Source organism: Deltaproteobacteria bacterium, assembly GCA_016178705.1.
Lineage (GTDB): Bacteria > Desulfobacterota > Binatia > HRBIN30 > JACQVA1 > JACOST01.
Genome location: JACOST010000011.1, coordinates 73,784 through 100,032, shown reverse-complemented (window position 1 = coordinate 100,032; position 26,249 = coordinate 73,784). Strand labels below are relative to the sequence as shown.

General features: G+C 65.0%; 20 protein-coding genes and 1 tRNA gene. 9 read left to right on the top strand and 12 right to left on the bottom strand.

The window, feature by feature from the left end; genetic code table 11:
• Positions 1 to 54 precede the first annotated feature (54 nt).
• The 6 genes from HYR72_06245 to HYR72_06220 form a co-directional block, all read right to left on the bottom strand.
• Positions 55 to 216 carry a hypothetical protein gene (locus HYR72_06245; GenBank protein ID MBI1814558.1) on the bottom strand — a complete coding sequence of 54 codons (162 nt, stop codon included), beginning with the start codon at positions 214 to 216 and terminating at the stop codon, positions 55 to 57.
• An 11-nt stretch (positions 217 to 227) separates the two neighbouring features.
• Positions 228 to 425, bottom strand: a complete 198-nt coding sequence (locus tag HYR72_06240) for an ABC transporter permease (protein MBI1814557.1) — start codon at positions 423 to 425, stop codon at positions 228 to 230.
• Positions 426 to 505: 80 nt separating this feature from the next.
• The gene (locus HYR72_06235) at positions 506 to 1,441 is read right to left on the bottom strand and encodes a hypothetical protein (protein ID MBI1814556.1); all 936 of its coding nucleotides are present in this window, start codon (positions 1,439 to 1,441) and stop codon (positions 506 to 508) included.
• A gap of 584 nt (positions 1,442 to 2,025) precedes the next feature.
• A complete protein-coding gene (locus tag HYR72_06230; GenBank protein MBI1814555.1) occupies positions 2,026 to 4,584 on the bottom strand; it encodes a hypothetical protein in 2,559 nt (852 codons plus the stop codon).
• A 616-nt stretch (positions 4,585 to 5,200) separates the two neighbouring features.
• Entirely contained in the window at positions 5,201 to 5,611 is a 411-nt protein-coding gene (locus tag HYR72_06225) for a VOC family protein (protein ID MBI1814554.1), read from the bottom strand.
• A gap of 105 nt (positions 5,612 to 5,716) precedes the next feature.
• The gene (locus tag HYR72_06220) at positions 5,717 to 6,145 is read right to left on the bottom strand and encodes a hypothetical protein (protein MBI1814553.1); all 429 of its coding nucleotides are present in this window, start codon (positions 6,143 to 6,145) and stop codon (positions 5,717 to 5,719) included.
• Positions 6,146 to 6,272: 127 nt separating this feature from the next.
• On the opposite strand from HYR72_06220, the gene HYR72_06215 reads away from it, so the two are divergent.
• The 3 genes from HYR72_06215 (at position 6,273) to HYR72_06205 (ending at position 9,277) form a co-directional block, all read left to right on the top strand.
• Positions 6,273 to 7,169 carry a sigma-70 family RNA polymerase sigma factor gene (locus tag HYR72_06215; protein MBI1814552.1) on the top strand — a complete coding sequence of 299 codons (897 nt, stop codon included), beginning with the start codon at positions 6,273 to 6,275 and terminating at the stop codon, positions 7,167 to 7,169.
• A 165-nt stretch (positions 7,170 to 7,334) separates the two neighbouring features.
• A complete protein-coding gene (locus HYR72_06210; protein MBI1814551.1) occupies positions 7,335 to 8,273 on the top strand; it encodes an alpha/beta hydrolase in 939 nt (312 codons plus the stop codon).
• 38 nt (positions 8,274 to 8,311) lie between these two features.
• On the top strand, positions 8,312 to 9,277 hold the full coding sequence (locus HYR72_06205; GenBank protein ID MBI1814550.1) for an amidohydrolase: 966 nt from the start codon (positions 8,312 to 8,314) through the stop codon (positions 9,275 to 9,277).
• 106 nt (positions 9,278 to 9,383) lie between these two features.
• Here HYR72_06205 and HYR72_06200 read toward each other — a convergent pair.
• Together HYR72_06200 and HYR72_06195 are read right to left on the bottom strand one after the other, a co-directional pair.
• Positions 9,384 to 9,455: transfer RNA gene (locus HYR72_06200), tRNA-Gly, on the bottom strand.
• 121 nt (positions 9,456 to 9,576) lie between these two features.
• The gene (locus HYR72_06195; protein MBI1814549.1) at positions 9,577 to 10,161 is read right to left on the bottom strand and encodes a hypothetical protein; all 585 of its coding nucleotides are present in this window, start codon (positions 10,159 to 10,161) and stop codon (positions 9,577 to 9,579) included.
• 219 nt (positions 10,162 to 10,380) lie between these two features.
• On the opposite strand from HYR72_06195, the gene HYR72_06190 reads away from it, so the two are divergent.
• The 3 genes from HYR72_06190 (at position 10,381) to HYR72_06180 (ending at position 12,336) form a co-directional block, all read left to right on the top strand.
• On the top strand, positions 10,381 to 10,581 hold the full coding sequence (locus HYR72_06190) for a dodecin domain-containing protein (GenBank protein MBI1814548.1): 201 nt from the start codon (positions 10,381 to 10,383) through the stop codon (positions 10,579 to 10,581).
• Between the two features lie 15 nt (positions 10,582 to 10,596).
• Positions 10,597 to 10,800 carry a dodecin domain-containing protein gene (locus tag HYR72_06185; GenBank protein ID MBI1814547.1) on the top strand — a complete coding sequence of 68 codons (204 nt, stop codon included), beginning with the start codon at positions 10,597 to 10,599 and terminating at the stop codon, positions 10,798 to 10,800.
• 72 nt (positions 10,801 to 10,872) lie between these two features.
• A complete protein-coding gene (locus tag HYR72_06180) occupies positions 10,873 to 12,336 on the top strand; it encodes a wax ester/triacylglycerol synthase family O-acyltransferase (GenBank protein MBI1814546.1) in 1,464 nt (487 codons plus the stop codon).
• Positions 12,337 to 12,528: 192 nt separating this feature from the next.
• On the opposite strand, the gene uvrA is transcribed toward HYR72_06180, so the two are convergent.
• On the bottom strand, positions 12,529 to 18,195 hold the full coding sequence (gene uvrA / locus HYR72_06175) for an excinuclease ABC subunit UvrA (protein MBI1814545.1): 5,667 nt from the start codon (positions 18,193 to 18,195) through the stop codon (positions 12,529 to 12,531).
• Positions 18,196 to 18,292: 97 nt separating this feature from the next.
• Here uvrA and HYR72_06170 point away from each other — a divergent pair, with 97 nt between their 5' ends.
• On the top strand, positions 18,293 to 19,456 hold the full coding sequence (locus HYR72_06170) for a metallophosphoesterase (protein MBI1814544.1): 1,164 nt from the start codon (positions 18,293 to 18,295) through the stop codon (positions 19,454 to 19,456).
• 231 nt (positions 19,457 to 19,687) lie between these two features.
• Complete coding sequence (locus HYR72_06165) at positions 19,688 to 20,647, top strand: hypothetical protein (protein ID MBI1814543.1); 960 nt, start codon at positions 19,688 to 19,690, stop codon at positions 20,645 to 20,647.
• A gap of 523 nt (positions 20,648 to 21,170) precedes the next feature.
• Here the strand turns inward: HYR72_06165 and HYR72_06160 are convergent.
• The 3 genes from HYR72_06160 to HYR72_06150 all read right to left on the bottom strand — a co-directional run bounded on the left by HYR72_06160 (position 21,171) and on the right by HYR72_06150 (position 24,984).
• Positions 21,171 to 21,932 (bottom strand): N-acyl homoserine lactonase family protein, encoded by a 762-nt coding sequence (locus HYR72_06160; protein ID MBI1814542.1) that lies wholly within the window; start codon positions 21,930 to 21,932, stop codon positions 21,171 to 21,173.
• 161 nt (positions 21,933 to 22,093) lie between these two features.
• Positions 22,094 to 23,641 (bottom strand): carboxylesterase/lipase family protein, encoded by a 1,548-nt coding sequence (locus HYR72_06155; protein MBI1814541.1) that lies wholly within the window; start codon positions 23,639 to 23,641, stop codon positions 22,094 to 22,096.
• A 50-nt stretch (positions 23,642 to 23,691) separates the two neighbouring features.
• Positions 23,692 to 24,984 carry an MFS transporter gene (locus HYR72_06150; GenBank protein ID MBI1814540.1) on the bottom strand — a complete coding sequence of 431 codons (1,293 nt, stop codon included), beginning with the start codon at positions 24,982 to 24,984 and terminating at the stop codon, positions 23,692 to 23,694.
• Positions 24,985 to 25,226: 242 nt separating this feature from the next.
• Between HYR72_06150 and HYR72_06145 the strand changes: the two genes are divergently transcribed.
• On the top strand, positions 25,227 to 26,228 hold the full coding sequence (locus HYR72_06145; GenBank protein MBI1814539.1) for a hypothetical protein: 1,002 nt from the start codon (positions 25,227 to 25,229) through the stop codon (positions 26,226 to 26,228).
• Positions 26,229 to 26,249 lie beyond the last annotated feature (21 nt).

Genomic DNA, 26,249 nt, shown 5'->3' with positions numbered 1-26,249 from the left:
ATTGTCGACGACCTCGGCATGCGCAAGCTGCCCGCCACTACCGCCGAGGGTGTTTTAGGCGTCTCTCAGCGCCGACGTGATCTGCATCCGTGCCGCGCGGAACGCGGGCAACACACCGCCCGCGACACCCATCAGAACCGCGAGTACCATTCCCACCACGAGCGATGTCCCGCTGATCCGGAGAGCGAACCCGATCTCCGCGAAGGTCGTGCCCATGGCCGACGAGGTCATGCCGTCGGCAGGCAGGGCGAGCCGGCAACCCAGCGCGCCGCCGACGATGGCCAGGACGTCGATTCGACGACGAACGCCGTCAGGATGCTGACCTTGGAGAATCCGAGCGCTCGCAGCGTGCCGATTTCACGGGTGCGTGCAGCGACGAGTGCGTACATCGTGTTCATTGCGCCGAACACCGCACCGATGCCCATGAGGATGGCCACGAATACCGCCAGTCCGAGGAGCTGCCCTGAGACGACGCCAGACTGATCAATGCGGTGGTGTCGGCAAATCACGGTCCGGGGTGGGCAGCTTGCTGCCTGGCCCTCGACACGCGCCGACGGGACCACTGGCTGGGGACCGGGAGGTTAGCGTTGATGATGAGCGTACCGACGCGCGACGGATACCGCGCGTCGTCGAGGCCGTGGATCGCCGGGATCAGCCAACCAAAATAATTAGGGAGTTCGCCGACAGGAGCGCGCTTCGCCGATCGGTCGAGGACGCACAGGATCGAGAGCTGACTCCCCCGATCTGTCGCGTACTGCACCGGCTGCCCCATATACTTTGCTGCGCCATCCACGGATGCTGGCTTGTCGTTTTCAATCTTCAGTTCGGCGTTGATGCCGTCGTGCAACAGGTCGAGATAGCCACCACCCGCCGGCGTGCGACGTTCGAGGCGACCACCGAGTGTGGCATCCGATCGTAACCGTCGCTCAAGATCGTCGTGGAACGCAGCCTCACTCAAACGCTTTCCTTCACCGTACGCGCGGTCGGCCTGAATCGCTTGTGCTGCGAGGGAAATGGCAGTGAAGAAGCGGCAAAACGCGGCGATCTCGGCGTCGGGGACGCCGCTCTCCCAGAGTTGGCTGTACATCGCTAACAAACGCTCGTCGATCGAAGCTCGTCCCGTGAGATGATCGCGCGATGCATCGAAGGCACGTAGGCGCAGTTCCGTGTAGCCGGCCACCCTGGCTGGCTCGACCCGAGCGGGCGCAAAAAACGAAGCAGCGACGCGTGGCCGCCACGGCGCGGCGCCTGGCGCCTGCGCGACGCGAAGGACCAGGGAACCCGTGGCCGCAACGGAGCAGATCAGGTTTGGGCCATTTGGGTACGTATCGGGAGGCCTCGGCATTTCGAAGACCGGAAGGCTCAAGTCGTTCGGGGCCAGCACCGAGAGGAACTCCAGCCGCAAAGCAGCGGCCCATTCGGGCCAATGCGGCACACGCACGCGCGTCCGTACCTCGTAGACGCGATTGAGATGGATCACATGTGGGTGCGTCACCACGGCGCCATCAATCTCGAACATGCACACGACAAGGGGCGGCGGCTCGACAGGTTGCTCGCTGATCCCGCGTCGTCCGTGTCGTCGTTCACGGCCACGATCCAATAGCTGGAGCGGCACGGGCACGCGCGCAAGCGCTTGGAGCGCCGGCCCAACCTCGCGAGGGCTAGCGACCGCAGCGATGAAGGTGAGCGCCACACTGAGCGGCTCGAAGAGCGGATCGACCTGATAGACACGCATCGTCTCGAGACGTCGCTTTGCCGCCCGCAGGTGACGGTCGGCGTCGGGCTCCGCATCGCGTATTGAAGCGTCCCAAAGATTCAGCATGGCGGCAATGTTCAAGACCTCCGCATAGTCGCGCCAGAACAGGCCTTCGCGTGTGTCGTCGCCCGCCGAAGCATCGCGCCGAACCGCGACGCTCGCGCGGGCCAGCCGCTCAGCGGTAGCCCTTGGGTCATCTTCGAGCTTCAACGCTTCCAGTGTCTGGGCCCGCGTCGCGCGTCGGTGTTCGAGTGCGGTGTCAGGAGCGTTCATCGCTCGGCGTCGGCGCGCGCGCGGCGGTAGAGTCCGAGCGCTTCCCGCCACCGCGCCAGCCAGTATGCGACCCCGTCCGCGTTGCCGACGGCAGTCTCGCATTCCAGATGGGCGGCCGCTTGTACGGCGAACGAGTGCGAGCGGCGTGGCGCGAACTCGGTGGTGTCGGGGATGGCGAGCACGATCTCGTCGGAAAGGTTGGCGGCTTCCGTAAAGAGCCCGGCTTGCTGGAGCACCTCGACATAACGAAGCGCTCGATACGGCAGGTGAGGCAGATGAGCACGCGCCGCCGCGACAACGCTGTTGACACGTCCACCGAGGATCGACGGAGGCACATGCCACAGGAGTTCGAGACATCGCGCTTGATCGTCCATCGGGTCGAGGAGTAGCTCGGACGTCAGCGCCTTGAGCAAGAGATCAGCATACTGCGGGTAACGCGCGAAGTCGTCACGGGCGCGCAGCACGAAGTCTCTGAGGCGGTAGTCATTGAGCTGCCCCGCGAACTTGAGACAGAACTGCCGAATCTTGATCGCGGTCTGCGGATCCTTGGTGCGCGAAGCGAGCCATTGCAGCACCCCCACGGCATCCTCGATGGCATCCGGTGCCTCCGGCTTCTGCGTCGCAACCTCGATGACTCTGAGAGCCGCGCTATCGATCATGTCATCGCCAATGCCGAGTGTCCCTACTGCTTTGAGCATGCGCAGCCGGACGGCGACATAGGGATCGCCGAGGAGTACCGGTACGAGCGCATCGAGCTCGGCGGGAAGCTCATGGACTGCTACTTGTTGCCTGATCTCGACCCAGGCGTCCACGGCGGTCGCTCGCAAACGCACGTCCGTCCCCAAGAGCGCCGTATAGAGGTATGGGATGACCGAGCGCAGGAATCTCGGCTGGCATCCGAGCGGACCCAGGACGCGCACCGCTTCAGCACGAATCTGGAGGATCGACTCGTCGCGGAGCTCCTTCTCTTTCAGGAGGGCGAAGACGGTTGTTGCGACGGCGTCGGGCTCGTGCGTTAGGAGCAGGTCGAGCGTGGATCGCAGACGCCAGAGCCGTCCCCCGTGCGAACTCGTGGCCGTCATGGATTCGAGGAGATCTTCGTCCTCCATGGGCGCGATCGTCAGCGTCGTCGGCGCCGGCTTAACCCATTGCGCTTCCTCTACGACTGCCGCCCAGACTCTGAGCTCTCGTCCCTTGAGGAGCTCGGGGTGGTAGCGCGCTATCAGCTGTAGTGTATCTGCGGCCTCGACAGAAACCTGCGTGCCCCAGTCTTCCTTCAACCGTTCCAGGCTGAATTCAACAACCATCAGGCCAGCGTCGCTCGGGAGCGCGGGATCACCTTCGGTTCGAAGCGAACGACGAACCACGCCGTCGAACGCTCCAAACAGCGAGTCGCGCAGCTCCCGCGAAAGACACCGAGCGCGCTGCTCGATGAGATTGCGGACTTTTGCCGGCCCGGCAAGGAGTGCCGCCGTAAGCGCGCGCGTGATCGATCCCAGCGGCCCCCGCCTTTCGGTGCGCGTTAAGAGGCCGACGCGCACCCGGGCGAGACGATCGAGAAGCCGCGACGCAATCACCGGAGCCGCTCCCGGTTCCACACCAATGATGGCCGCCGCAGCTTGTGCGCCGCAAGATGCCTGGGCATCATCATCGGAAGCGATCCACGCTTCGACGCGCTCGAGTACATGGATCGGCGCAATGCGTAGAGCTGCGAGGAGCGGCTTGGGTTCTGGCGCCGGTTCGTGGGGTATGCCATCGGCCGAGCGGCCTGCGATGACCACCAACGAGTCGAGCGCAGATGTAAGGGCCCCAACGTTGACGTGTTCCGAGAAGTCAATAACGAAATGCGCGGCTTCCACCATCACTGAGTGCGCCAGGGTCTCTAGCGCAACACCAGTTGCTTGTCGGGCGTCGACACGTCCCGCGTGCGCCAGGGCGCGCAGCGTGGAGAGCAGTGCCGGATGCTCAATCACACGGGCGGTTTCGATGAGCACCGCAACGGCCGCGGGCGTGAACAGCTCTGGCGCATGCTGGGCAACGGTACGCAGCTGCGTCCCCGCATCGTGATCGGCCGACTCAGCGTCGAGCCGATCGAGGTGCATGATTTGTTCGATCGTGGCGTACGGCTCGCCCGCGATCAAGCGGTGGCGGTGAACACGGCGCGCCTCACGCTCGGCGTTCTGTTTCTGCCGGGCCTGATCGCGCGCGGTCGCTTCCGACGCGGCGCGCTGGTCGAGTTCGTCGACGCACATCTTGAGGTTCGGGACACCTCTGGGCTCGCGAAAAGGGCACTGGACGCAGTTATCCCGATAGAACTCGACGGCGATCCAGTCCAATCGGATCGCCGATCCACCCGGTTTCCTCGCGTGCTCGCAACGAATCGTCCGGCCGTTCAGGGGCATATGGAGCATTTCCTCGGCCATACCGCGACCCATAAACGGCGATTGCACCACCTTCATGTGCGCGCAGTGCTTGGCGATGAGTTCCATGAACTCAAGATTGCGCTCGCCAATGCCGCGAAGCTCGTCCATCGTCGGGTCGTAGTCGATCGTCACCGTCTCACCCCGAACGTCATTCCCTTTTCTGTATAGTAGAGGGTCGGCCCGATGTTTTCCACGAGGCCAGTGGTGGAATTTCATTTCTTCTCGTCCCAGGGCCGCCTAAATTTGACGAGCGCTCACTGCACCTGGACGGCCCGTGCTGGGCTTGGTCTTGGCCAGTGTCTATGGCCACGATGACCGTTTGATTGTGCACGATGCCGTCGTTTAGGTTGAAGCATGATCGATTGCAGCCAAGGACAGATCAGCGAGGATCGCTGGGCATTCTTGTGCGACGCGCCACGACATATCAGGACGCGGTGAGCAGCGGCGTTCCTGGCGGCGCGCCTCCCGATCTCTCGACGCGCGGCATCGTCGTCGCGACCTCCGTCGCGGCGAATGCGCCGTGGCCCTACGAGAAGATCGTGCCCGCAGCGACGATGAACACAAGCAGAGCGATCACCACCCACACCCCGCGTCGCGAGCGCGGCGGCTCGTCATCGAGGCGAAGCGAGGGGAGTTCCTTCTTGAGATCGCCCATGTTGTTCCGCGCCGTCACGAGGGCGGAGCGTGCCCGGCTACCGGCGTACTCCTCATCCCCTGGGGATCTGTGCCTCGGTGGTTCCGTTTTCTATTACTTGCTGCGAGGACCAAGGCGAGTGGCGGCGGGTTGGAAGAGTTCGACGACGTTGCCGGAGGGGTCTTGGAGCAGGGTCTGCTTGCCGCCGGGTCCTTCGAGGATGTCGTTGCGGAACCGAGCACCGGCGGCGCGGAGACGGGCGACCTCGGCATCGATGTCGTCGACGATGAGGTGGATGCGGTTCCAGCCGCCGGGCCCCGGCTTGGTGCCATCCGGCATTGGCCGCGCCGCAGAGCTTGTCGGTCCGCTGAGCAGCAGCCGCAGGTTGCCGCGGGCAACGTCGGCGAAAGCAGGAACGAAGCTCGTCAGAACTTTGAAGTCGAGGAACTTCGTGTAGAAGGCGAGGGCAGCTTCGACGTCATCGACCATGTAACGGACACTCACCATCTCACTCGGGTTGGTCATGGCTTCTCCTTGAATCTCAGCGGGTGTTCGATCGGTCCATGTTGTTGGTACAGCGGATACTGCAATCGAGCAGACCGACGTCACGCCGGAACTGTCCGAGCGGGGTCAGCCGGTGCGACGGGAGCGGGCCAGAGCCAGCCCACCGAGGGCCATGCCGATCAGCCCCAGCACCAGGGCCGCGGCGCCACCGACTACTCCGTTGCCAGTGCCTGGACCACCTTCGGCGATGGCCAAATTCAGCCCGCCGTTGATTACGGCGATCAGCCCCGCCGCCAGGGCCGCGATGGCCCCCATTCTGCCGTTACCGGTGCCGATACGACTGGCGGATCGGCGCAGAGCCAGCCCACCGATGACTACGCCGACCAGCGCCAGCACAGCGGCCATGGTGGCCCACAGTCGCCGTGGGGTCAGGCCGTAAACCGTGGTGGCGGCTGGCTCCGAAACGTGCGCGGCCACCAGTACGGCATGCACAAGCGCCCCGAACAGGGCGGCTGCAGCCAGAGCGGCGAGAATAAGAGCGAAGGTTCGTTTCATAGAAGGCATCTCTCCCGGAGAATCATGGCTGCATTGGACGTTCGAGACTGCATGAGCATCCTTATCTGTCACCTCGGGCTTTTGTCATTCGTCAGGGGTATGACGAAGCAGAAGGTGGGAACGTAACATGGAACAGCAAAGCTGGCTGACCGAGCGATTCGAAGAGAACCGGCTACGGCTGCGCGGAGTGGCCTACCGCATGCTCGGCTCGCTGAGCGAAGCCGAGGACGCGGTGCAGGAAGCGTGGCTGCGTCTCAACCGCATCGACACGGCCACCGTCGAAAACCTGGGCGGTTGGTTGACGACCGTCGTCTCGCGCGTGTGTCTGGACATGCTGCGCTCGCGGAAGTCACGACGCGAAGAGCCGATTGGCGCGCAGGTCACCGAGCCGAGCATCGTGCGCGGGGAAGGCGCCGATCCCGAAGGCGAAGCAGTGCTCGCGGACTCGGTCGGCGTGGCGCTGCTTGTCGTGCTCGACACGCTGACGCCCGCCGAACGCCTCGCGTTCGTCCTGCATGATCTGTTCGGCATGCCGTTCGACGAGATCGGTTCCATCGTCGGACGGTCGCCGGACGCGGCAAAGCAGCTGGCGAGCCGCGCGCGCCGACGCGTGCGCGGCTCGCCAGCGCCATCGGACGCCGGCAGGGCTCGTCAGCGCGAAGTGGTGGAGGCGTTTCTGAGGGCGGCGCGCGCGGGCGACATCGAGGGACTCCTCGCCGTGCTCGATCCGGATGCCGTCGTTCGCATCGATGCCGCGGCACGCATCAATGCCCCGGCAGCGGAGGTCGGCAAGCCGCGGGAGCTCAGAGGCGCCTCGACGTGGGCGAAACAGTTCATCGCGCTTTCGCGAGGGCTGCAATTTGTACAGCCGGCGCTCATCAATGGATCGGCCGGATTGATCGTCGCGCCGGGCGGCAAGCTGTCCCGGGTACTGACCTTCACCTTCACCAACGGCAAGGTCGCGCGGGTCGAGGTCGTTGCAGACCCCGATCGCCTTCGCGAGCTCGACATCGCGGTGCTCTAGCGCAGGCGCTGATTCGAAAACGGCGCACATGTCGGGCGATCCTCGCTCAGCCTCCGATCCTCGGAAAGGCTTGAAATTTCTGGCCGGATGGAGTTTGGGGGCACAAGGGATGAGTGGGACTCAGCTTTGGGCACAACCCCACGTCCGTCCCTTGAGAGGAGCGCGATGCAAAACCTGCAAGACCTGCAAGACGTGTTTGTACCTCACACCTACGAGGAGCAGGTGGTCGATCTCGGCGAAGTTCGCATGAACTACGTCGTCGCGGGTTCGAGCGACAAGCCGGCGCTTCTGCTGATCCCCGGCCAGACCGAGTCCTGGTGGGGTTTCGAGAAAGCGATCTCCCTCCTCGAGTCGCGCTTCCAGGTGTTCGCGGTCGATCTTCGCGGACAGGGGCGTAGCACAAGGACGCCCGGCCGTTACTCCCTCAACAACATGGGCAACGATCTCGTGCGATTCATCGCACTCGCGATCGGCAGGCCGGTCATCGTCAGCGGGAACTCGTCCGGTGGGCTGCTCGCGGCCTGGCTTTCGGCGTATGCGATGCCCGGACAAATCAGGGGCGTGCATTGCGAGGATGCGCCGTTTTTTACCGCTGAAGTTCACCCGAAATACGGTCACTCCATCCGGCAGTCGGCGGGACCCATCTTCGAGCTCCTCAGCCGCTATCTTGGAGACCAGTGGTCTGTTGGCGACTTCGAGGGTCTGCGGGCGGCACAAGCCAAAGATCCCCATCCGGCGAACCAGTTTCTCAGCCAGTTCGCGGAGCCGGCGCAAAACCTCAGAGAGTATGATCCGGAATGGGGTCGGGCCTTCATCCAAGGCACCGTTGCCGTGAATTGCCCGCATGAAAGGATGTTGGCGCAGGTGCGCACGCCGCTGCTGTTCACCCATCACATGCGATTCATTGACCCGGTCTCCGGCGCGCTCATGGGCGCCATATCCGACTTCCAAGTGGAGAGAGTGCGTGAGTTAGTCGCGAGTGCCGGCCAACCTTTCGAGCTGGTCCAAGCGCCCGACGCTGCTCACAGCATGCACCAAGCCGATCCGGAGCGCTTTGTTAACATTCTCTCGTCCTGGACCGAGGGCCTTCCCTCGCCGCGGTAGCGGAGCCGAGCCTCGCCCGCACCGATCGACTCCACGACATGCCCGACCCACGCACGATCGACGTTCACGCCCACTTCCTGCCGCCGGCGTATCGGCAGGCGCTGGCGGACGCGGGGCTGAAGACTCTCGATGGCGGGATGCCGGTGCCCGACTGGTCGCCGGAGCGCGCGCTCGGGATCATGGACGAGGTCGGGATTGGCGTCGCGGTGCTCTCGGTCTCCTCGCCGCACGTGAGCTTCCTCGATCGGACGAAGGCCGTGACTCTCTGCCGCGCGGTCAACGACGCCGCGGCGGAGATGCGGCGCCGCCACGCGGGCCGCTTCGGAGCGTTCGCGATTCTGCCGCTGCCCGACGTCGCGACGAGCCTCGCCGAGCTCGAACGCGCGCTCGAGCAGCTCGAGCTGGACGGCGTCGCTCTGCCGACGCACGCCGAAGGGTGCTACCTCGGAGATGCGCGGCTCGCGCCGCTTCTCGAGATGCTCGACGAGCGCGCCGCGACGGTCTTCATTCATCCGACGTCGCCGTGCTGCTTCGAAGCCTTCGGCCTCGAGCTGCCGGCGCCGATGATCGAGTTTCCGTTCGACACGACGCGCACCGCGCTGAGCCTGCTCTATTCGGGGGCGCTGACGCGCCACCCGCGCATCAACTTCATTCTCCCTCACGCTGGCGGCACGCTGCCGTTTCTCGCGCCGCGCATCGCGGCGATCGGCTCGACGCCCGTGCTCGGAGAGCGCGCCGTGGCGCTGCCCGACGCGATCCAGGCCTTTGCGCGCTTCTTCTACGACACGGCCCTCTCCGTGATGCCACAGCAGATCGCCGCGCTGCGCGCCCTCGTGCCGATCTCGCAGATCGTCTACGGCACCGACTACCCCTTCGCCAACGAGGACCGCGTGCGCATGGCGGAGAGCTTCTTCGCGGCGCTGCCCTTCACGCCGGAAGAACAAGCCATGGTGCGGCACGGCAATGCGTGGCGCTTGTTCAAGGGCTTCGCCGCGCGGGCGTAAGGATGCCTTCCCGTCATTGCGCATCGAGGGCAAGGCGCAGTGTCACATCATCGCGATCGCGAAGGAACGCGGCGAGAGCCCTTGTGGCACAAGGGCTCTCGAAGAGAGCGGGCGACCGGGGTCGAACCGGCGACGTCCAGCTTGGGAAGCTGGCATTCTACCGCTGAATTACGCCCGCACAGGTGAGTGTCGTGCAGTGCACGGAACGATAGGAGAACCCCTCCCGCTTGTCAACGCGCCGCGGACGACACAGGCGACCGGGTGACTCGGTAACGACGAATCAGCGATGTCGATCGAGGTTAGTACTGCCAGGCGGGAGCAGGCTTATGCCCCGGCTTGGACGGCGGGCGGTTGACGTAGGAGAGCGGCCGCACTCCGTTGAAGCCAACCATCGTGCCGGTCTTCTCGGGCAACACGACGTAGCCGAAGAACAAGCCGGTCGCGAACATGAACGGGATGCGCATCATCGTCGGCGAGGCCCACCCTGCATCCCAATCCGCCAACAAAAAACTCGCGAAGCCGATTGCGGTCGCGCCGATGGCGAGGGCGATCAGGTTCTCCAGCTTGGCGGCCATGATCAGCACGAAGAAAAAAAACATGAAGAACTCTGCGCCGGCTCGGCTGAGCAGCAGACAGGTCGAAATCAGCGCGGTGTCGGCGACCAACACCGGCGCCTGCATCCATGCATCGAAGAAGCTGAACGGCGAGGCTTGGCCCAGCACGAGGTTGGAAGCAATCGCCACCGCCATCACGATCGCTACGGGGAATGGCGAGGCCAGTGCGGCGATCTCGATGAACGCCATCGCACCAGTGGCAAGGATCAGGACATAGCGGCACAGCAGGAAGGTCTGCTTGCGCTGTATCGCTTCAGATTCTCGGAGCATCGCTGCTGAAATTTGCAACCCGCGTACCATCGCAATCCGGACACCCGCGTTGTGTGATGCGCGTCGCGGCCTAGGCATCCGGCGACCAGATGACACCCGCGCGGCAAATCTCCACTCACCCCCGACTCTTGGCATGACAGACGCCCTGCCCTTTGCTAGAAAGAGGGCGTCCGTCTCTCAGATTGCTCAAGCGCCGACACTATCGGCAGGAGGACAGCGATGGCTGTTGCACGCGTATCCGAGATTCGTGCCTCGTCTCCCGATGGTTTTCAGGAAGCCGTCATCGAAGGCCTCAAGCGAGCAACCAAGACTCTGCGCGGTATCACGGGAGTCGAAGTGCTGGCCAAGCGGGTCAAGGTGACCGGTGGGAAGATCGTCGAGTATCGAGTCGACATGAAACTCGTCTTCGTCTTGGAATAGACACAGGAGGTAGCCATGGCGGTTGCACGACAGACGCAAATCATCGGCGCGTCGCCCCATAGTTGGGAAGACGCCGTCCGCAACGCAATCGAGCGCGCCAACAAGACGCTGCGCGGCATCACCGGACTCGAAGTGCTCAAGGAGAACGCGGCGATCGACAAAGGTAAGATCGTCGAGTATCGCTCGACACTGCTGGTGACGTTCGTACTCGAAAACTAGCGCGCGGCGGCACTCGGCCGCCACCGCGTCATCGATCCGTTGAAGCCCACGCTATCCCCGCGAGAGGACCGCATGACTGAACCAACCGCGCTCAACCGGCGCATGACCTCACTGGACGCTAGCTTCCTCTACCTCGAGCAGCCGAACGCACTGCTCCATGTCGCCGGCATTTACACCTTCGCGCACGCCATTGACTATGAACGGCTGGTGCGCGACCTGCGCGCGCGCTTGCATCTGATCCCGCGCTACACTCAGCGCGCGGTCATGGTGCCGTTGAACCTGGCGCACCCAACCTGGGAGCCCGACCCGGAGTTCGACATCCGCGATCACGTCCGCCGTCATACCCTCAAGGGCGGTCACGACGATCAGGCACTGGCCGCGCTGTGCGCGAAGCTGTTCGCCGAACCGCTCGACCGTTCGAAGCCCTTGTGGGAGATGCACTTGATCGAGGGCTACCGCGGCCACGGCAGCGCGGTGCTGGCCAAGACCCATCACTGCATGATCGACGGCGCCAGCGGCGTCGAGATCATCGGCATCTTGATGGACCCGTCACCGAAGCCCTCGCCGATCAATCCACCGAAACACTCACCGGTGAAGCCGGCGCTACCAAACCCTCTCACGCAAGCGACGATGGGGATATTCGATGCGGTAAGTGCGCAGATCGAGTTGGGACGCCACGTCGCCGGCATGCTGACCCGCCCGTCACGTGCGTTCGCCGAAGCGCGCGCCACCGTCGACGCAATCGGCACGATGGCTCGCACCTTGCTCGCGGGGGCGCCGGCGACCCTCTTCAACGGCGCGCTCGGCAACAAGCGCGCGGTCGCGTGGGCGCCGTTTTCGCTGAACGAAGTCAAAGCGATCAAAAGCCGCCTGGGCGGCACCGTTAACGACGTCGTGCTGGCCATCATCTCGGGCGGCTTGCGCCACTACCTGCGCGAGCGCGGCGTCAAAGTCGACCGCACGGAACTGAAGGCGATGGTGCCGGTCAACGTACGCAGCGAACACGAACACCTTAAGCTCGGCAACCGCGTATCGATGATGGTGGCGCCGTTGGTGATCGGCATCACCGATCCGGTCGAGCGACTGCGGCAAGTGTCGGCGGCGATGAATCAGCTCAAAGAAGGCGGGCAAGCGAGTCAGATGGAGCGCGTCGTGGCGCTCACCGACGTGTTGCCACCCGTGTTGCAACGGCCGCTGGCCCGGCTGCAGGCCTCCGTCCAACCGGTCAACACGATTTGCACCAACGTGCCCGGCCCGCGCGAGACCCGCTACCTGCTGGGCGAGCCGGTGCAGGTGATGGTGCCCCTGGTCCCGCTCGCCGTCGGCATCGGGCTCGGCTTTGCGATCATGAGCTACGCCGATCAGCTCACCATCGGTATGAACGCCGACGCCGAGCGCGTCCCCGACGCGTGGAGAGTCGCCGCGGCGCTGCAACAGTCCTTCGACGAGTTGTGGGCGGCTACCGGGTTGGAACGCATCCGCGCGGCACCGGTTGTCGAAGCCGAGCACAAACGCCGGGGACACGTCGCCGCGTAGTTAGTGCCGGCTTTGAACAAGCAGGCCCTCGATACGATCGCTTCGCGATCTACTCGGGCAAACGGGCAGTGGGTTCTTCGAGAAAAAGACCGCTTCCCCGCGTAGCCGCACTGAGTAGAAGCCGAAGGCTTCGTATCGAAGGGCGGCGTATCGAGGGGCAGCAACCCCCTTTTGTGCAAACCGTCACGAGCGTCACGAGCCGCTAGCTGCTGCCTCTGCGCCTCCGTTCACGAACTCGCGCAGGAAGCGCACGGTGTGCGAACGCCCACCGTTGGCAATGACGTGATCGAGCGGGCCCATGGCGACGACTTCGCCGCCGTGATCGCCGCCTTCGGGGCCGAGGTCGATGATCCAGTCGGCTTCCTTGATGATGTCGAGATTGTGCTCGATGGTGACGACGGTGTTGCCGCGATCGACCAAGCGGTGCACCACATCGATGAGCCGATCGATGTCGGCGAAGTGCAGCCCGGTGGTGGGTTCGTCGAGTACGTACAGCGTCGAGCCGCGCGAGTCCTTCCCCAGTTCGTAGGCGAGCTTGATGCGCTGCGCTTCGCCGCCGGAGAGCGTGTTGCTGCCCTGCCCGAGCGTCAAATAGCCGAGGCCGATGTCGTCGAGCAACTGCAGCGGCGTGTTGATGTGACTGACGCCGGCGAAGAACGCCACCGCTTCTTCGATCGTCATCGCCAACACGTCGGCGATGCTGCGGCCGTTGTAGCTCACGGCACAGGTTTCGTCGGTGAAGCGCCGCCCGCCGCAGTCTTCGCATTCGACGTAGAGGTCGGGGAGAAAGCTCATCGCCATCTTGATCTTGCCCTGACCTATGCAGCTCTCGCAGCGCCCACCCTTGATGTTGAACGAAAAGCGGCCGGCGGTGTAGCCGCGCATGCGCGCCTCCGGGGTCATCGCGAAGAGCTTGCGAATGTCGTCGAAGAAGCCGACGTACGATGCCGGAATCGAGCGCGGCGTGCGCCCGATCGGCGTCTGATCGACCTCGACCACCCGCTCGATATGCTCGACACCGCGAATGGCGCCGTGCGCGCCGACGCGGCCACTTGGTAGTCCGAGCTGGCGGCGCACGCCCGCAAACAAAACGTCGCGCACCAAGGTCGACTTCCCCGAACCGGAAACCCCGGTGACGCAGGTCCACGCGCCCAGCGGAATCTCGACGCTGACGTTCTTCAGGTTGTGCTCGCGCGCCCCGACAACCTTCAGCTGCGCGCGGCCGCGCAAGTCGCGGAGCGGTCCCAGACGCGGTCGATGCTGCCCGAGATAGCGGCCGGTGATCGACGCCGAGTTGGCGCGCAGCGCTGCCGGCGATCCCATCGCCACCAACTCGCCGCCGTGGGTGCCGCCGCCCGGCCCCAGATCGACGACGAGATCCGCGGCCGCGATCGTCGCTTCATCATGCTCGACCACCAGCACGCTGTTGCCGTGCTGCTTCAGTTCCAAGAGCGTCGCCAGCAGCATCGCGTTGTCGCGTGGGTGCAACCCGATGGTCGGCTCATCGAGGATGTAGCAGACGCCGCGCAGGTTCGAGCCGAGTTGCGCCGCCAGCCGAATGCGCTGCGCCTCACCGCCGGAAAGCGTGTCGGCGCGGCGATCGAGCGTGAGGTACGACAGCCCGACCTGTTCGAGGAACTGCAAGCGCGGCACGATCTCCTTCACCACGCTCGCCGCAATCACCGCGTCGCGACCGCCGAAGCGGCGCGCCGTCCATTGCGCGTGCGCCGTGGCCACTGAAGTCGCCGTCACCTCCCAGATCGCTTGGCCATCGATGCGCACGGCTTGCGCGCGTGGCAGCAACCGCCGTCCGTGGCACGTCGGGCATGCCCGTTCGTGCATGAACGGCGCGAGCAGCGACGGGTTGGTTTCCTCGTCGTCGAGCAATTCTTGTAGGAAACCGATCACGCCGCCGTCGCCGTCGCCATGAAACAACCCGGCCTGCTGTTTTGGCGTCAACCGCGCGAACGGCCGATCGAGCGCCACGCGATAGCGGGCCGCGGTTTCCTTCACCACGCGCTTCGCCCGCGGGCCGAACGCCTCGAAGGCACCACTCAGGCTGTCGCCGATGGGGCGGGCCGGATCGCCGACGATCAGCTCCGGCTCGAAACTCGGCACCGCGCCGACGCCGTCGCAATCGGGGCACGCCCCCTGTGGCGAGTTGAACGAGAACAGGCGCGGATCGAGCGCTTCGTAGCCGATCCCGCACTCGGCGCAGTACAAACGTTCGCTGAAGACGCGATCTGGAGTCGTGGCTCGTGTTCGTGGTTCGTTCTCGGAAGAACGGGAGCGGGGGGCCGAACACGAGTCGCGAGCACGAGTCACGATGAGCGCACCACTTCCCATCCGCAGCGCTGTCGCCACGAGCTCCGGCAACTGGGCGGCGCCGGCGCGTGTGACCTCGATCTCGCCGATGACGATGTCGATGTCGTGCGCGCGATAGCGGGCGAGCGCCGGTACCGGGTGCACCGCGACGATCTTGCCGTCGACGCGGGCGCGCGCGAAGCCGAGTTTGCGCGCGGTGCGAAACAGATCGGTGTACTGCCCCTTGCGCGCGCGAATTGCCGGCGCCAGCAGGGTGATGGTCTCGCCGCGCGACTCGCGGCGGATGCGGTCGATGATCTGCTGGCGCGTCTGCGCCGCGATCGGTCGATCGCATTGCGTGCAGTGCTGCACGCCGATCTTCGCATAGAGCAAGCGCAGGTAGTGATAGATCTCGGTGATCGTGGCGACGGTCGACTTCTTACTGCCGCGGCTGAGGCGCTGCTCGATGGCGACAGTGGGCGGAATGCCCGACAACAAATCCACCGCCGGCCGCGCCATCACTTTCACGAACTGGCGCGCGTACGCCGACAAGCTGTCGAGGTAGCGACGCTGCCCTTCGGCGTAGAGGATGTCGAACGCCAGCGTCGATTTGCCCGAACCGCTCAAGCCGGTGACGACGATGAACTGATCACGCGGCAAGTCGATGGAGAGATCGCGCAGGTTGTGCTCCCTGGCACCGATCACACGCATGACGCCGTAGCCCTCGCGCCGCGGGGCCACGCGCGCCGGCAGCGTCGGCTCGATCGCTGCCGCCGGGCTGAGCGCCTGCCGCAGGTAGCGCCCGGTGTGCGATCCCTCGACCGCGGCGACTTGCTCCGGTGTGCCGGCAGCCACGACCGTGCCGCCGCCGGGGCCGCCTTCCGGACCGAGATCGATGACGTAGTCAGCAGCCTTGATGATGTCGATGTTGTGTTCGATCACCACCAGCGAGTTGCCGCGCTCGACCAGGCGATGCAACGCGGTGAGCAGCTTCTCGACGTCGGCGAAGTGTAAGCCGATGCTCGGCTCGTCGAAGAGGAACAAGCTGTGCGGCTTGGCCTCGCGCCCCATCGCCGCGGCGAGTCGCAGCCGTTGCGATTCGCCGCCGGAGAGCGTCGTCAACGGTTGGCCGAGCCGCAGGTAGTCGAGCCCGACATCGACCAGCGGCTGCAGCCGGCGCGCCACTTCGGGCTCGGCGTGAAAGAAATCGAGCGCGTCGCGCACCGTCAGGTCGAGCACCTCGCGGATGCTCTTGTCCTGATACTTCACTTCCAAAGTCTCGGCGCGGAAGCGCGCGCCATTGCACTCGGGGCAGGTGACGTAGACGTCGGAGAGAAACTGCATCTCGACCTTTTCGACGCCTTCACCCGTGCAGGTTTCGCAGCGACCGCCGGCGACGTTGAACGAGAACGCGCTGGCGGCATAGCCGCGCATCCGCGCCATCGGGGTCTGCGCGAACAGCGTGCGGATCGGATCGAACGCCTTCAGATAGGTGACCGGATTGGCGCGCGGCGTCGTGCCGAGCGGCGACTGATCGACGAACACGACCTCGGCGATGCGCTCGGCGCCTTCGATGTCGTCGTGCTCACCCGGCACCGCGACGAATTGACCGAGCCGCTTCTTGAGGCCGCGATAGAGCACGTCCTCCATGAGGGTGGACTTACCCGAACCGGAGACCCCGCTAACACAGACGAAGCGCGACAGCGGCAGATCGACGGTAACGTTGCGCAGATTGTTCGCGCGTGCTCCGCGGATGCGCAGGCGCAGCGCGCGGATGATCGGCCGACGCTTGACCGGCGTCGGGATGTGCTTGCGGCCGGAGAGATACTGGCCCGTGAGCGAACGCCGGCCATTGGCGAGCAGGTCCTGGTAGCTGCCGGCGAACACCACCTCGCCGCCGTTGGCACCCGCGCCGGGTCCGAGATCGATGATGTGATCAGCTTCGCGGATGATCTCCGCATCGTGCTCAACCACGACCACGGTGTTTTCCTGCGCCCGCAGCGCGTGGAGGATGCGCACCAGCCGCTGGCTGTCGCGCGGGTGTAAACCCACCGAGGGCTCGTCGAGAACGTAGAGCGTGTTGACCAGCGACGAGCCCACCGCGGTGGTGAGATCGACGCGCGCCAGTTCACCACCCGACAACGTGCGCGACTGGCGATCGAGTGTGAGGTAGTCGAGTCCGACTTCGAGCAAGTAGCGCAGCCGGTTGCGAATCTCGGCGAGAATCAGGTGCGCGATCTCTTCCTGTGTCTCGCTCAGGCGCAGCGTGTCGAAGAACGCCGCCGCCTCGGCAACGCTGAGCTGACTTACCTCTGGCATCGTCTTGCCGTTGAGGCGGAACAACAACGCGTCGGGCTTGAGCCGCCCGCCATCGCACGCTGAGCACACGCGGTAGCTACGATAGCGCGCGAGAAAGACGCGCACGTGCATGCGATAGGTGCGGCCTTCGAGCCAGCGGAACCAGCCGCGAATGCCGTGGAAGCGTTTGCGGCCGAGCGACTTGTCTTCACCGTCGATGATGATGGCGCGCTGCTCGACGCTGAGAGTCTCGAACGGCGTGTCGGTCGGAATCTTGCGCCGACGACAGACAGCCATCAGCTCGCCGCGTTCCCATTCGGTCTTCGGCGTGCTCCACGGCTTGACCGCGCCATCGGCGAGCGATTTGCGCGGATCGGGAATCACCAGATCGAGGTCGATGTCGATGACGCGTCCGAAGCCGCGGCAGGTCTCGCACGCGCCGAGCGGACTGTTGAACGAAAACAAGTTCGAGGTGGCTTCGCGGTACGCGATGTGGCAGCGCGGGCATTCCAGGCGATCGACGAACGGTTCTTCGCGCATCGCTTCGTCGGGAAAGATCAGCGCCACGCGTCCCTTGCCAAAGCGCAGCGCCTGCTCGATCGAGTCGACCAACCGAGTCTTGTGATCGGCGCGCACGGCGACGCGGTCGACCACCACCGTCACCGTCGCACCGGGCGCCGTCGTGACCGCTTCGACATCGACCACCTCGCCGTTCACCAGCAGCCGGCGGAAGCCCGAACGGATCAACCCGATGCGCGCGTCCGCCCACGGCAAGTTCTCCGGCAATGGCAGCGCGAAGGTGATCAGCGCGCGCGTACCTGCGGGGTAGTGCACCAACCGCGTTGCCACCGACTCGGCCGAGTCACGCCCCACCACCTGCCCGCATTGGCGGCAGTGCAGCACGCCGATTTTCGCAAAGAGTAGCTTCAGATGATCGTGCAGCTCGGTCATCGTCGCCACAGTCGAGCGCGACGTCTTCACCGTGTTGCCTTGGGCGATGGCGATCGCCGGCAGCACGCCGTCGATGCGATCGACCTGCGGCTTGTCCATGCGATCGAGGAACTGGCGCGTGTAGGCCGAGAAGCTCTCGACGTAGCGCCGCTGCCCTTCGGCATAGAGCACGTCGAAGGCGAGACTCGACTTGCCCGAGCCCGACACCCCGGTGATGACGGTGAGCGCGCCGAGCGGGATCCGGACGTCGATCCCCTTCAGATTGTTCTGGCGCGCGCCGACGATAGTGATCGCGTCTTTGGGCATAGGCAGAAACCGCGACTATAGACCGCGCCGAGGCAGAAGCAACGCCGGTCGCCAGCAGCGATGTCGAGTTCCCGAACCCAGCTGCTACACTGGCCGCATGCGTCGTCGCCTGCTCATCACCATCTTCCTCTCCGTCATTCTCACCGTGTTTGTCGGCGGACACTGGTATCTTGCCCAGCGGCTCGTCTTCGATCCGGGCTTTGCGCCGCCGCTGCGCGCGGCATTGCTGAGTCTGATCGTATTGCTCGCGATGACCTTGATCCTGCAACCCATCGGCGAGCGGCGCTGGCCGCGCGCCACCACGCGTCTGATCGCCTGGCCCGCTTCGTTGTGGATCGGGTTCGCGTTCTACCTGCTGACGTTGACGCTCCTCTCCGATGTTGTGTGGACGCTGCTTGGCGCGGCCGTGCCGGCTGGCGCACGTGGACTGAGCGTTACCACCGCGGCCCGCATGCGCGCCTTCAGCGTGATCGGCCTGGCGCTCGGCGCCGGTGTCACCGCCATGCGCATCGCCCTGCGTCCACCCACGCTGCGACGGCTCGACTTATCGCTGGCGCGCTGGCCGCAAGCCCTCGACGGCTTTCGCATCGTCCAGATCAGCGACATTCACATCGGCCCCATTCTCGACCGCCGCTTCGCCGCCGCCTTGGTCGCGCGTTGCAACGAACTGCAGCCCGACCTCATCGCGGTTACCGGTGACCTCGTCGATGGCAGCGTCCGGCGCCTCGCCGACGAGGTCGCGCCGTTCGCCGACTTGCGCGCTCGTCATGGGGTGTTCTTCGTCACCGGCAATCACGATCACTATTCGGGCGCCGATCCGTGGGTCGCGCATGTGCGAACGCTCGGCATGCAGGTTCTGCGCAACCAGCGCGTCCGCATCGGCGATGGCGATGTGTCGTTCGATCTCGCCGGCGTGGAAGATCATCACGCCAGTTTGGTGGGCGGAAGTATCAAGGAGGACGTGCCGGCAACGATGGCCGATCGCGATCCGCAGCGCGCACTCATTCTGCTGGCACACGACCCAGCGACCTTCCACCAAGCCGCCGCGCTCGGCGTCGATCTGCAGCTCTCGGGTCACACGCACGGTGGACAGATCTGGCCGTTCAACTATCTGGTGCGCCTCAGCACTCCCTACGTCGCCGGCCTCTATCGCGAGCGCGACGCGCAACTCTACGTCAGTCGTGGCACCGGCTTCTGGGGCCCGGCGATGCGTCTGTTCGCGCCGTCCGAGATCACCGAGATCGTCATGCATCGCCGCTGAGTGCGGCGGATCAAATCCGGCCGTAGGGGCGACGCATGCGTCGCCCTTCCCTCCCGAGATCCGGAGCATCACGAAAACTCGAAAGCTTGAAAGGACGAAGGGCAGGTCGCCTTTCGTGCGTGTCGGCATTTCGTGTCTTCGTGATCCTCAAGCTATTCGTCGAACGTTCAAACTCGCGCCTAGCCATCGGCGTCCATCTGTGTTCCTCTGTGCACACATCAGGAGGCCGCAGTGGACGAGAACTGGCGCACCACGCTCGCACAAGCATTGACGACCGGCGACCGCGCCGCGCTGAGGCGCGTGCCGAAAACCGACTTGCACTGCCACGGCCTGCTGTCCGCGCCGATTGCGACCTACGCGCGCTTCGCCGAGCAGCCGCTGCCGCCGGTGCCGTCCGTGTTTGGGAACTTCGAGGCGTTCGGGATGTACATCGGCACCAACTTGCTGCCGATCCTCGGCGGTGGCCGCGACGTCGTCGCGGCCGTGATCCGCGATACGTATGATCGCTTCGTCGACGACGGCGTGGTCTATGCCGAGCCGAGCTTCGATCTCTTGCTCCCCGAGTTCATGCGAATGTCGGTGGCGGAGTTCGCCGAGTTGCTATCCATCGAGGCGGCGCGTGTCGCCGACCGCGTCACCATCGCTCCGGAGATCGGCATCGATCGCGGTCTGCCCGCCGATCTGTTGATGGTGCGCCTCAAGGACTTCCTCGCCACCGGCGCGTTCCGCAGCCTCGATCTCTACGCCGACGAGCAGCTCGGTACGATCGACGACTTCGTTCCGCTCTATCGACTCGCCGAGGACCACGGTCTCAAGCTCAAGGCGCATGCCGGCGAAATATGCGGGCCGGAGCGCATCCGCGAGAGCGTGACGAAACTCAACTTGCACGCGGTGCAACATGGAGTGCGCGCGGCCGAGGATCCGCGGCTCGTCGATCACCTCGCCGAGCGCGGCACCCTGTTGCACATCTGTCCCACCAGCAACTACTCCCTCGGCGTCTGCGACGTGTTCGAAAATCATCCGGCGCGGCGCCTGTTCGACAACGGCGTCAAGCTCACCGTCAACAGCGACGACTACGCCCTCTTCGGCGCCGGCGTATCGGACGAGTTGTTGAGCTTGTCGCGCATGGGCTTCAGCGCTGACGAGATCGCGCAGATCGTCGAGAACGGATTGAACGAACGACCCTACTAGGGTCTGCCCCCGTGGATGCTCGACACCTCCTGACCCACCCGGGCCACGAAGCGGATTCGCAACCAGAGTCTCCAGCAGAATATCCCCTCAAATTAGGAGACCCTCTCCGAGATTGAATATGCCCCGATACTCGTCGCGAATGTGAAAAGCATCTCCGAACGCCAACGGTACGAGGTGCGTGCACAGCCAGCGCGTGGCGACGAATGCCAGACCAACTCGAATCGAGGTCGTCCATCCCAAGCAAATGAACCGATCCGTGAAATCCTTGCCGTCGCCTTGTTCGTTGGCAGAGAAACATATCCAGACGCCAAGGACTGTCGCCACCATCGCAACAAGTGTTTCGCTCACCGCAATCCGGTACGACGACCAGGAGCGAACGTAAGTCGCAATCGTCACTACCAATAGGGTTGCTACCAGATACTTGACTCGCTCACGTTGTGAGAGGCTCCCGGTCTTGAGCTGCCGAGCCAGGGCTTGGGAATTCCAGAAGTACATCTCCGTTATCCCGCGCCGCGAGGAAGCGTCATCCGATCGTAGCGGGTGCCTGCGGCACGTTCGCCCAGAACTCGGGATCGTGGCCGAAGATGATCTGCGCGCCGGCGTCGCGGAGCGCGCGCAGACGCAAGAGCGAGGCGCGCATCGCGGCTTCGTCGTGAACGACCGCCGGCAAATGCAACTGCTCCAGCGTGCGGCGCAGGTAGCAGGCGTCGCCGGTCAGAACGATTTCGCTGCGGTCGAGTCGGACCCGCAGCGACTGATGCCCGGGGGTATGGCCGTAGGTCGGAATGCAGACGACGCGGCCGTCGCCGAACAGGTCGTGCTCGCCGTCGACCGCGAGGACGTCGTGGCCGTGGTCGTAGTCCTTCGGGTTGTACGCGTTCGCGCGCATCAAATCGGGATCGCGCCCGGCCTCCCACTCGCGTCGCTGCACCACGAGCTGGGCATTCGGGATCGCGCTGTTGCCGCCGCTGTGATCGAAGTGCAGGTGCGAGTTGATGAGATAGCGCACGTTCGTCGCATCGATGTCGAGCGCCGCCAATCGTGCGGCCACATCTTCGCCCGCGTTGAACTCGGCCGTGAACAATTTCGCCAACCGGCCGAGTCGCCGGGCCGCGTCGGTTTGCATGTCGCGATGCAGGCCGCTGTCGAACAGGACTCGACCGTGCGGGTGCTCGATGAGAAAGCAGGGAATCGGAACGCGGATCGATCCCGACTCGCCGACGAGAAAATTTCCAAACGGCCCGGTGAGCCAACCGCACGTGAATGCGTAGACGCGGAGGGACATCGCCTCAATACACGCCGATACGGAGTTCTTCGCGATTCATCGCGCTATCGCGACAGACAGTTCGGTGAACCCTACGGATCCCTAACGTTCTTGCGGAAAGCTCTGATCGGCGAGCATCGGCGTCCATCGGCGGTTCCATTCATCCGGGGTGGAGGGATGACTTACGCCATCGCGTCCCAGAACTCCCAGAAGCGTCGTTCGTCTTCCAACGGGGCATGCTCGACGCGGCTGTCGGCATCGAGAATCATGGTCGTGCGGCGCGCCGCGTCGTATGCCGGCCACTCGCCAGTGCGGGCGCAGGCCGGATTGCCGGTGCGCGCGAAGGCGAGCCAGGCGTCCTGAATGCGTTCCGCCAACCCGTTCGCCGCCGCGCCGCCGCCGGCAAATTGGCCGATCATCGGATCGTTGAACGTCCCGAAGACGAACGGCAGTTCGAGCGCGTGACACGCGCCCAGCATGCCTTCCATGAACGGCGACGGCCAGGAGAAGAGATACGCGTAGGTGTGCAGCTGATGCGCGCGTTGGGCGGCGGCCAACCGCATCGCGGGGTAGCGAAACACGCGGTCGGATTCGATCGCGAACCACAACTCCGATGGCGTCGTGGCGGCGCCGCGAGCCGCGCGCGCGCGACGATAGGTGTCGATCGCGCGCCGCCCATGGCTAACGCCGTTGGCATCCGCACCCGGGCTGTTGTGTTCGCAGCGCTTGAGCAACGCCGCCTCATCGAGCGAGCGCGCTTCGGGATCCATCACCACGAACAGCTTCAGCTCGTCCACGTTGCTGCCGACCAGCACGGGCACATCCTTCACCAGCCCGGCGCGGATGGCTTCAAATGGATGTTGCGGCAGTAAGTCGCCGTCGACCACGGGTGCGAACGGCAAGCCGCGCACTTGCCCCTGCATGGTGAGATACACGCGCTGCTGCGCTTCGAGCAACTGCGCCGGCGGGGCTTCGCGCAGTTTGGCGGTCTCGCCTGGCGTCAAGCTCATCTCCTTGAGGAACGCGGCTGTCACGCGCGCGGCTTGTGGGCGCGAGCCAGCGAAGTTAGCGGCGCCGCTCTGGAGAATCGCGCGGTGAAACAAACCCTGGGCGCGGGGCGTGCCGAGCAGCGTCGCCACGCTGATCGAGCCGGCCGACTCGCCGAAGATCGTGACGCTGTCGGGATCGCCGCCGAACGCCGCGATCTCGTCGCGCACCCATTCGAGCGCTGCGATCTGGTCACGCATCCCCACGTTGGTGTCGCCGACGCCCGCGGCGCCAACGCCTGCGTCGGACAGATCGAGAAGGCCGAAGGCACCGAGACGGTAGTTGATGGTGACAACGACCACGTCGCCGCGGCGCGCAAGCGTCGCGCCGTCGTAGAGCGCTTGCGATCCGGCGCCGAGGATGAATGCCCCACCGTGGATCCACACCAGCACCGGCCGACGGGCGCCGTCGCACGCCGGCGTCCAGACGTTGAGGGACAGACAATCTTCGTCCATCGGTCCGATATCGAAGCCCAGCGGACCGAGCGCGTTCGGGTTCTGCTGCGCGGCGGGTCCGAAGTCGTGTGCCGCGCGCACGCCCGCCCACGGCAGCGGCCGCTGCGGCGCACGAAACCGGCGTGCACCTATCGGTGGCAGCGCGTACGGAATGCCGCGGAACACGCGGATGCCGCTCTCATCAAAGCCTTGCAGTTTGCCGTAACTCGTCTCAACCGTAGCTCCCATGATGGCCTCCAATGTTCCTGACTTACCCCTGATATGTTGCGACAGGCAAGTTACGCGTGTTCCCGCGCCGCGGCTTCGAGCGAGAGGCCGCGGGTTTCGTCGATGAACAGACCGAAGAGGATCGCATTCGGAATCGCCAACACGCCGAGATAGCCGACGACTATCGAGAGTCCGCCGAGCGGGGCAGCCAGCAGTGCGATGGCGCCCTGGGCGCTCACCGTGGCGAGCGCGTTGATCAGCGCGAACCAACCGATCATGGTGCCGCGCAGCGCGGTCGGGAACAGCTCGGTGGCGGCCGAGTTGCCGCCAACCGTCGCTGCGTTCACCCCAATGGAAAAGCCGCAGTAGGCGGCGCCGAGCCACCACGCCGGCCACGTCACCCACGCCGGCGGGCCCCAGTAGAACCACAACGTACCGAGCGCGACCAGTCCGCTCGATCCAACCACGGTCGGCACGCGGCCGAGCCGCTCACAGGTCCACGCGCCGAGCGGAAACCCGATCATGCCGATGCCACCGGCAATGATCACCATCATGCTCGCGGCGTCGGCCGACAAGCCGACGACCGAGACCGCGTGGAAATACGTCCAGCTCATCGCCGCCGCGCCCGAGAGCGTCCCGAGGAAGACGCACAGCAGCATCGGCAGAGTGCGACGGCGGTGCACCACGCCAAGGACCGCGGAGAAGCCGACGCGCTGGGTTGCGCCACTCGCCGCCGCGCGCTGCCAGCGTTGACTCTCGGGCAGCGTACGCGCGACGAACGGGACGCCGAGCAGTCCGGCCGCGGCGATCACCAGCAACCACCGCCACGACCAGCCGGCATCGACGAGCAGCGGCATCACGATCACACACACGCCGCTGCCCAATCCCATCGCGATCCCGCCGTAGCCCTGGCCTTTCGCGCGCTGTGCGATCGGCAACTCCTCCGCCAACATCACGATCGCTCCGGCCATCGTTGCCCCGATGAAAGCGAACAACAGAATCTCCCACAGCGCGAACAGCGTCAGACGTGTCGACAGCGCGGCACCCAGCGCACAGAGCGGCGTGGCCGTCAGGCAGCCGAGCACGACGCGCCGGCGCCCGACACGATCGGCGAGGCGCGACAACAGCAGGCTGCCGATCGCCGACAGCGAGATCCGCGCGAACAGTGCGGCGATCCCCGATTGATCCAACTCGAAGCTGGTGGCGATCCACGGCGCGCCGACGCCGTTGATGGTGGTGGTGAAGCCCTGGTAGGCGAGCACCCACAGGCACGCCGTCAACGTCCGCCGCGCGCGCAACGCGGCGTCGGTGTCCGTCGGCGCGGGCTCACCCTCTGTCGGCGCGAGTTCATTCTCTTGACGCATCACCATTTCATCGTCTGCTCATCGCCAACGTGTTCCCACTTCACACACCACTGCGCGCCGGGCAAGCGCGCGCGACGCCATAGCACCTGCTTGAGCAGGTTGGCGGCAAGATTCTCGCTATTGTCTGAATCTTATTCAGTCGTCGGCATGCTGCAATCGCGATCGCACAGTGGGGCAACTGCAACGCCGCGTGGCATGCTCCTTGGACCTTCGCCGAGGACCGGAGCTAGGTGGCGGAACCTATGGAGAATGTCGCGTCGGCTGTTCGTGTCCTGCCCCAGTTCACCTCGCTCAATCGTGTGGTGCTGGATCTGATTGAACTCTATCAGCCGGCGTTCACGCTCAAGCGCCTCGGCTCGGGACTCGATCTCGATCCGACGTTACCGCTAACATGGATCGACGCACCGCAATTGGAGCGCGGGCTCGCCAACCTGCTGCGCACCGCGGTGAAGCACACGCGCGACGGCGACCTCATCGTCTGCCGCACCAGTGCCGACGGCGATTGGATCGAACTCACCATCGGTGACAATGGCCCGCGCTTGGGCAGCGAGGAAGCGCTCGCGCAAAATGGTCCGGGGATCGCTGCGTCGCAGGCCATCGTCGCGGCACACGGTGGCGAGCTGGTGCTCGACACGAGCCACGACGCCGGCGCTTGGTTTGTCATCCGCCTGCCGGCCATCGCGCTGGAGAATGCTCGCTTGGTGGCGGAGCTCGAACGCGGCAATCAGCGCAAGTATGACCTGCTTGCGAATCTGTCGTACGAACTGCGGACGCCGCTCAACGTGATCATTGGCTACAACGATCTGCTCCTCGATGGCGCCTTTGGGACTCTCGCGTCGGCCCAGGTCGATACCCTTCGGCGCATCGATCAAGGTTCACGCGAACTGCTAGAGCTGGTGAATCGCACCCTCGATCCGAGCTGCCTGACCGCCGAAACGGCGACGGCACTGCGCACCTTCGAGCCGGCGTCGCTCGCGCGCGAGAACGCGCGCCTGATGGCGGAACTCCATCAGACCCAGCGGGCGGGCTTGGAGTTTGCGACCACCACCTCGCACGAACTGCGCACGCCGCTCACCGCCATCATCGGCTACAACGATCTCATGCTCGATCACGAGTTCGGTCCGCTGTCGGCGGAGCAAACCAACGTCTTGCAGCGCGTGCGTACGAGCGCGCTCGAGTTGCTCCACGCGATCAATACCAACCTCGACGTGTGCCGACTCGAAGGCTACGCGCCTACCGTGTAGTGTCCGCTCACTCCGCAGTGG

What these genes read in the sequence shown, in the direction of transcription:
- HYR72_06155 (MBI1814541.1), bottom strand. Translation starts at nt 23,641, where the DNA reads ATGGGAGCTACGGTTGAGACGAGTTACGGCAAACTGCAAGGCTTTGAT.
- HYR72_06245 (MBI1814558.1), bottom strand. Translation starts at nt 216, where the DNA reads ATGGGCACGACCTTCGCGGAGATCGGGTTCGCTCTCCGGATCAGCGGG.
- HYR72_06160 (MBI1814542.1), bottom strand. Translation starts at nt 21,932, where the DNA reads ATGTCCCTCCGCGTCTACGCATTCACGTGCGGTTGGCTCACCGGGCCG.
- HYR72_06180 (MBI1814546.1), top strand. Translation starts at nt 10,873, where the DNA reads ATGACTGAACCAACCGCGCTCAACCGGCGCATGACCTCACTGGACGCT.
- HYR72_06150 (MBI1814540.1), bottom strand. Translation starts at nt 24,984, where the DNA reads ATGCGTCAAGAGAATGAACTCGCGCCGACAGAGGGTGAGCCCGCGCCG.
- HYR72_06195 (MBI1814549.1), bottom strand. Translation starts at nt 10,161, where the DNA reads ATGCTCCGAGAATCTGAAGCGATACAGCGCAAGCAGACCTTCCTGCTG.
- HYR72_06220 (MBI1814553.1), bottom strand. Translation starts at nt 6,145, where the DNA reads ATGAAACGAACCTTCGCTCTTATTCTCGCCGCTCTGGCTGCAGCCGCC.
- uvrA (MBI1814545.1), bottom strand. Translation starts at nt 18,195, where the DNA reads ATGCCCAAAGACGCGATCACTATCGTCGGCGCGCGCCAGAACAATCTG.
- HYR72_06225 (MBI1814554.1), bottom strand. Translation starts at nt 5,611, where the DNA reads ATGACCAACCCGAGTGAGATGGTGAGTGTCCGTTACATGGTCGATGAC.
- HYR72_06240 (MBI1814557.1), bottom strand. Translation starts at nt 425, where the DNA reads ATGGGCATCGGTGCGGTGTTCGGCGCAATGAACACGATGTACGCACTC.
- HYR72_06215 (MBI1814552.1), top strand. Translation starts at nt 6,273, where the DNA reads ATGGAACAGCAAAGCTGGCTGACCGAGCGATTCGAAGAGAACCGGCTA.
- HYR72_06145 (MBI1814539.1), top strand. Translation starts at nt 25,227, where the DNA reads ATGGAGAATGTCGCGTCGGCTGTTCGTGTCCTGCCCCAGTTCACCTCG.
- HYR72_06190 (MBI1814548.1), top strand. Translation starts at nt 10,381, where the DNA reads ATGGCTGTTGCACGCGTATCCGAGATTCGTGCCTCGTCTCCCGATGGT.
- HYR72_06185 (MBI1814547.1), top strand. Translation starts at nt 10,597, where the DNA reads ATGGCGGTTGCACGACAGACGCAAATCATCGGCGCGTCGCCCCATAGT.
- HYR72_06170 (MBI1814544.1), top strand. Translation starts at nt 18,293, where the DNA reads ATGCGTCGTCGCCTGCTCATCACCATCTTCCTCTCCGTCATTCTCACC.
- HYR72_06205 (MBI1814550.1), top strand. Translation starts at nt 8,312, where the DNA reads ATGCCCGACCCACGCACGATCGACGTTCACGCCCACTTCCTGCCGCCG.
- HYR72_06210 (MBI1814551.1), top strand. Translation starts at nt 7,335, where the DNA reads ATGCAAAACCTGCAAGACCTGCAAGACGTGTTTGTACCTCACACCTAC.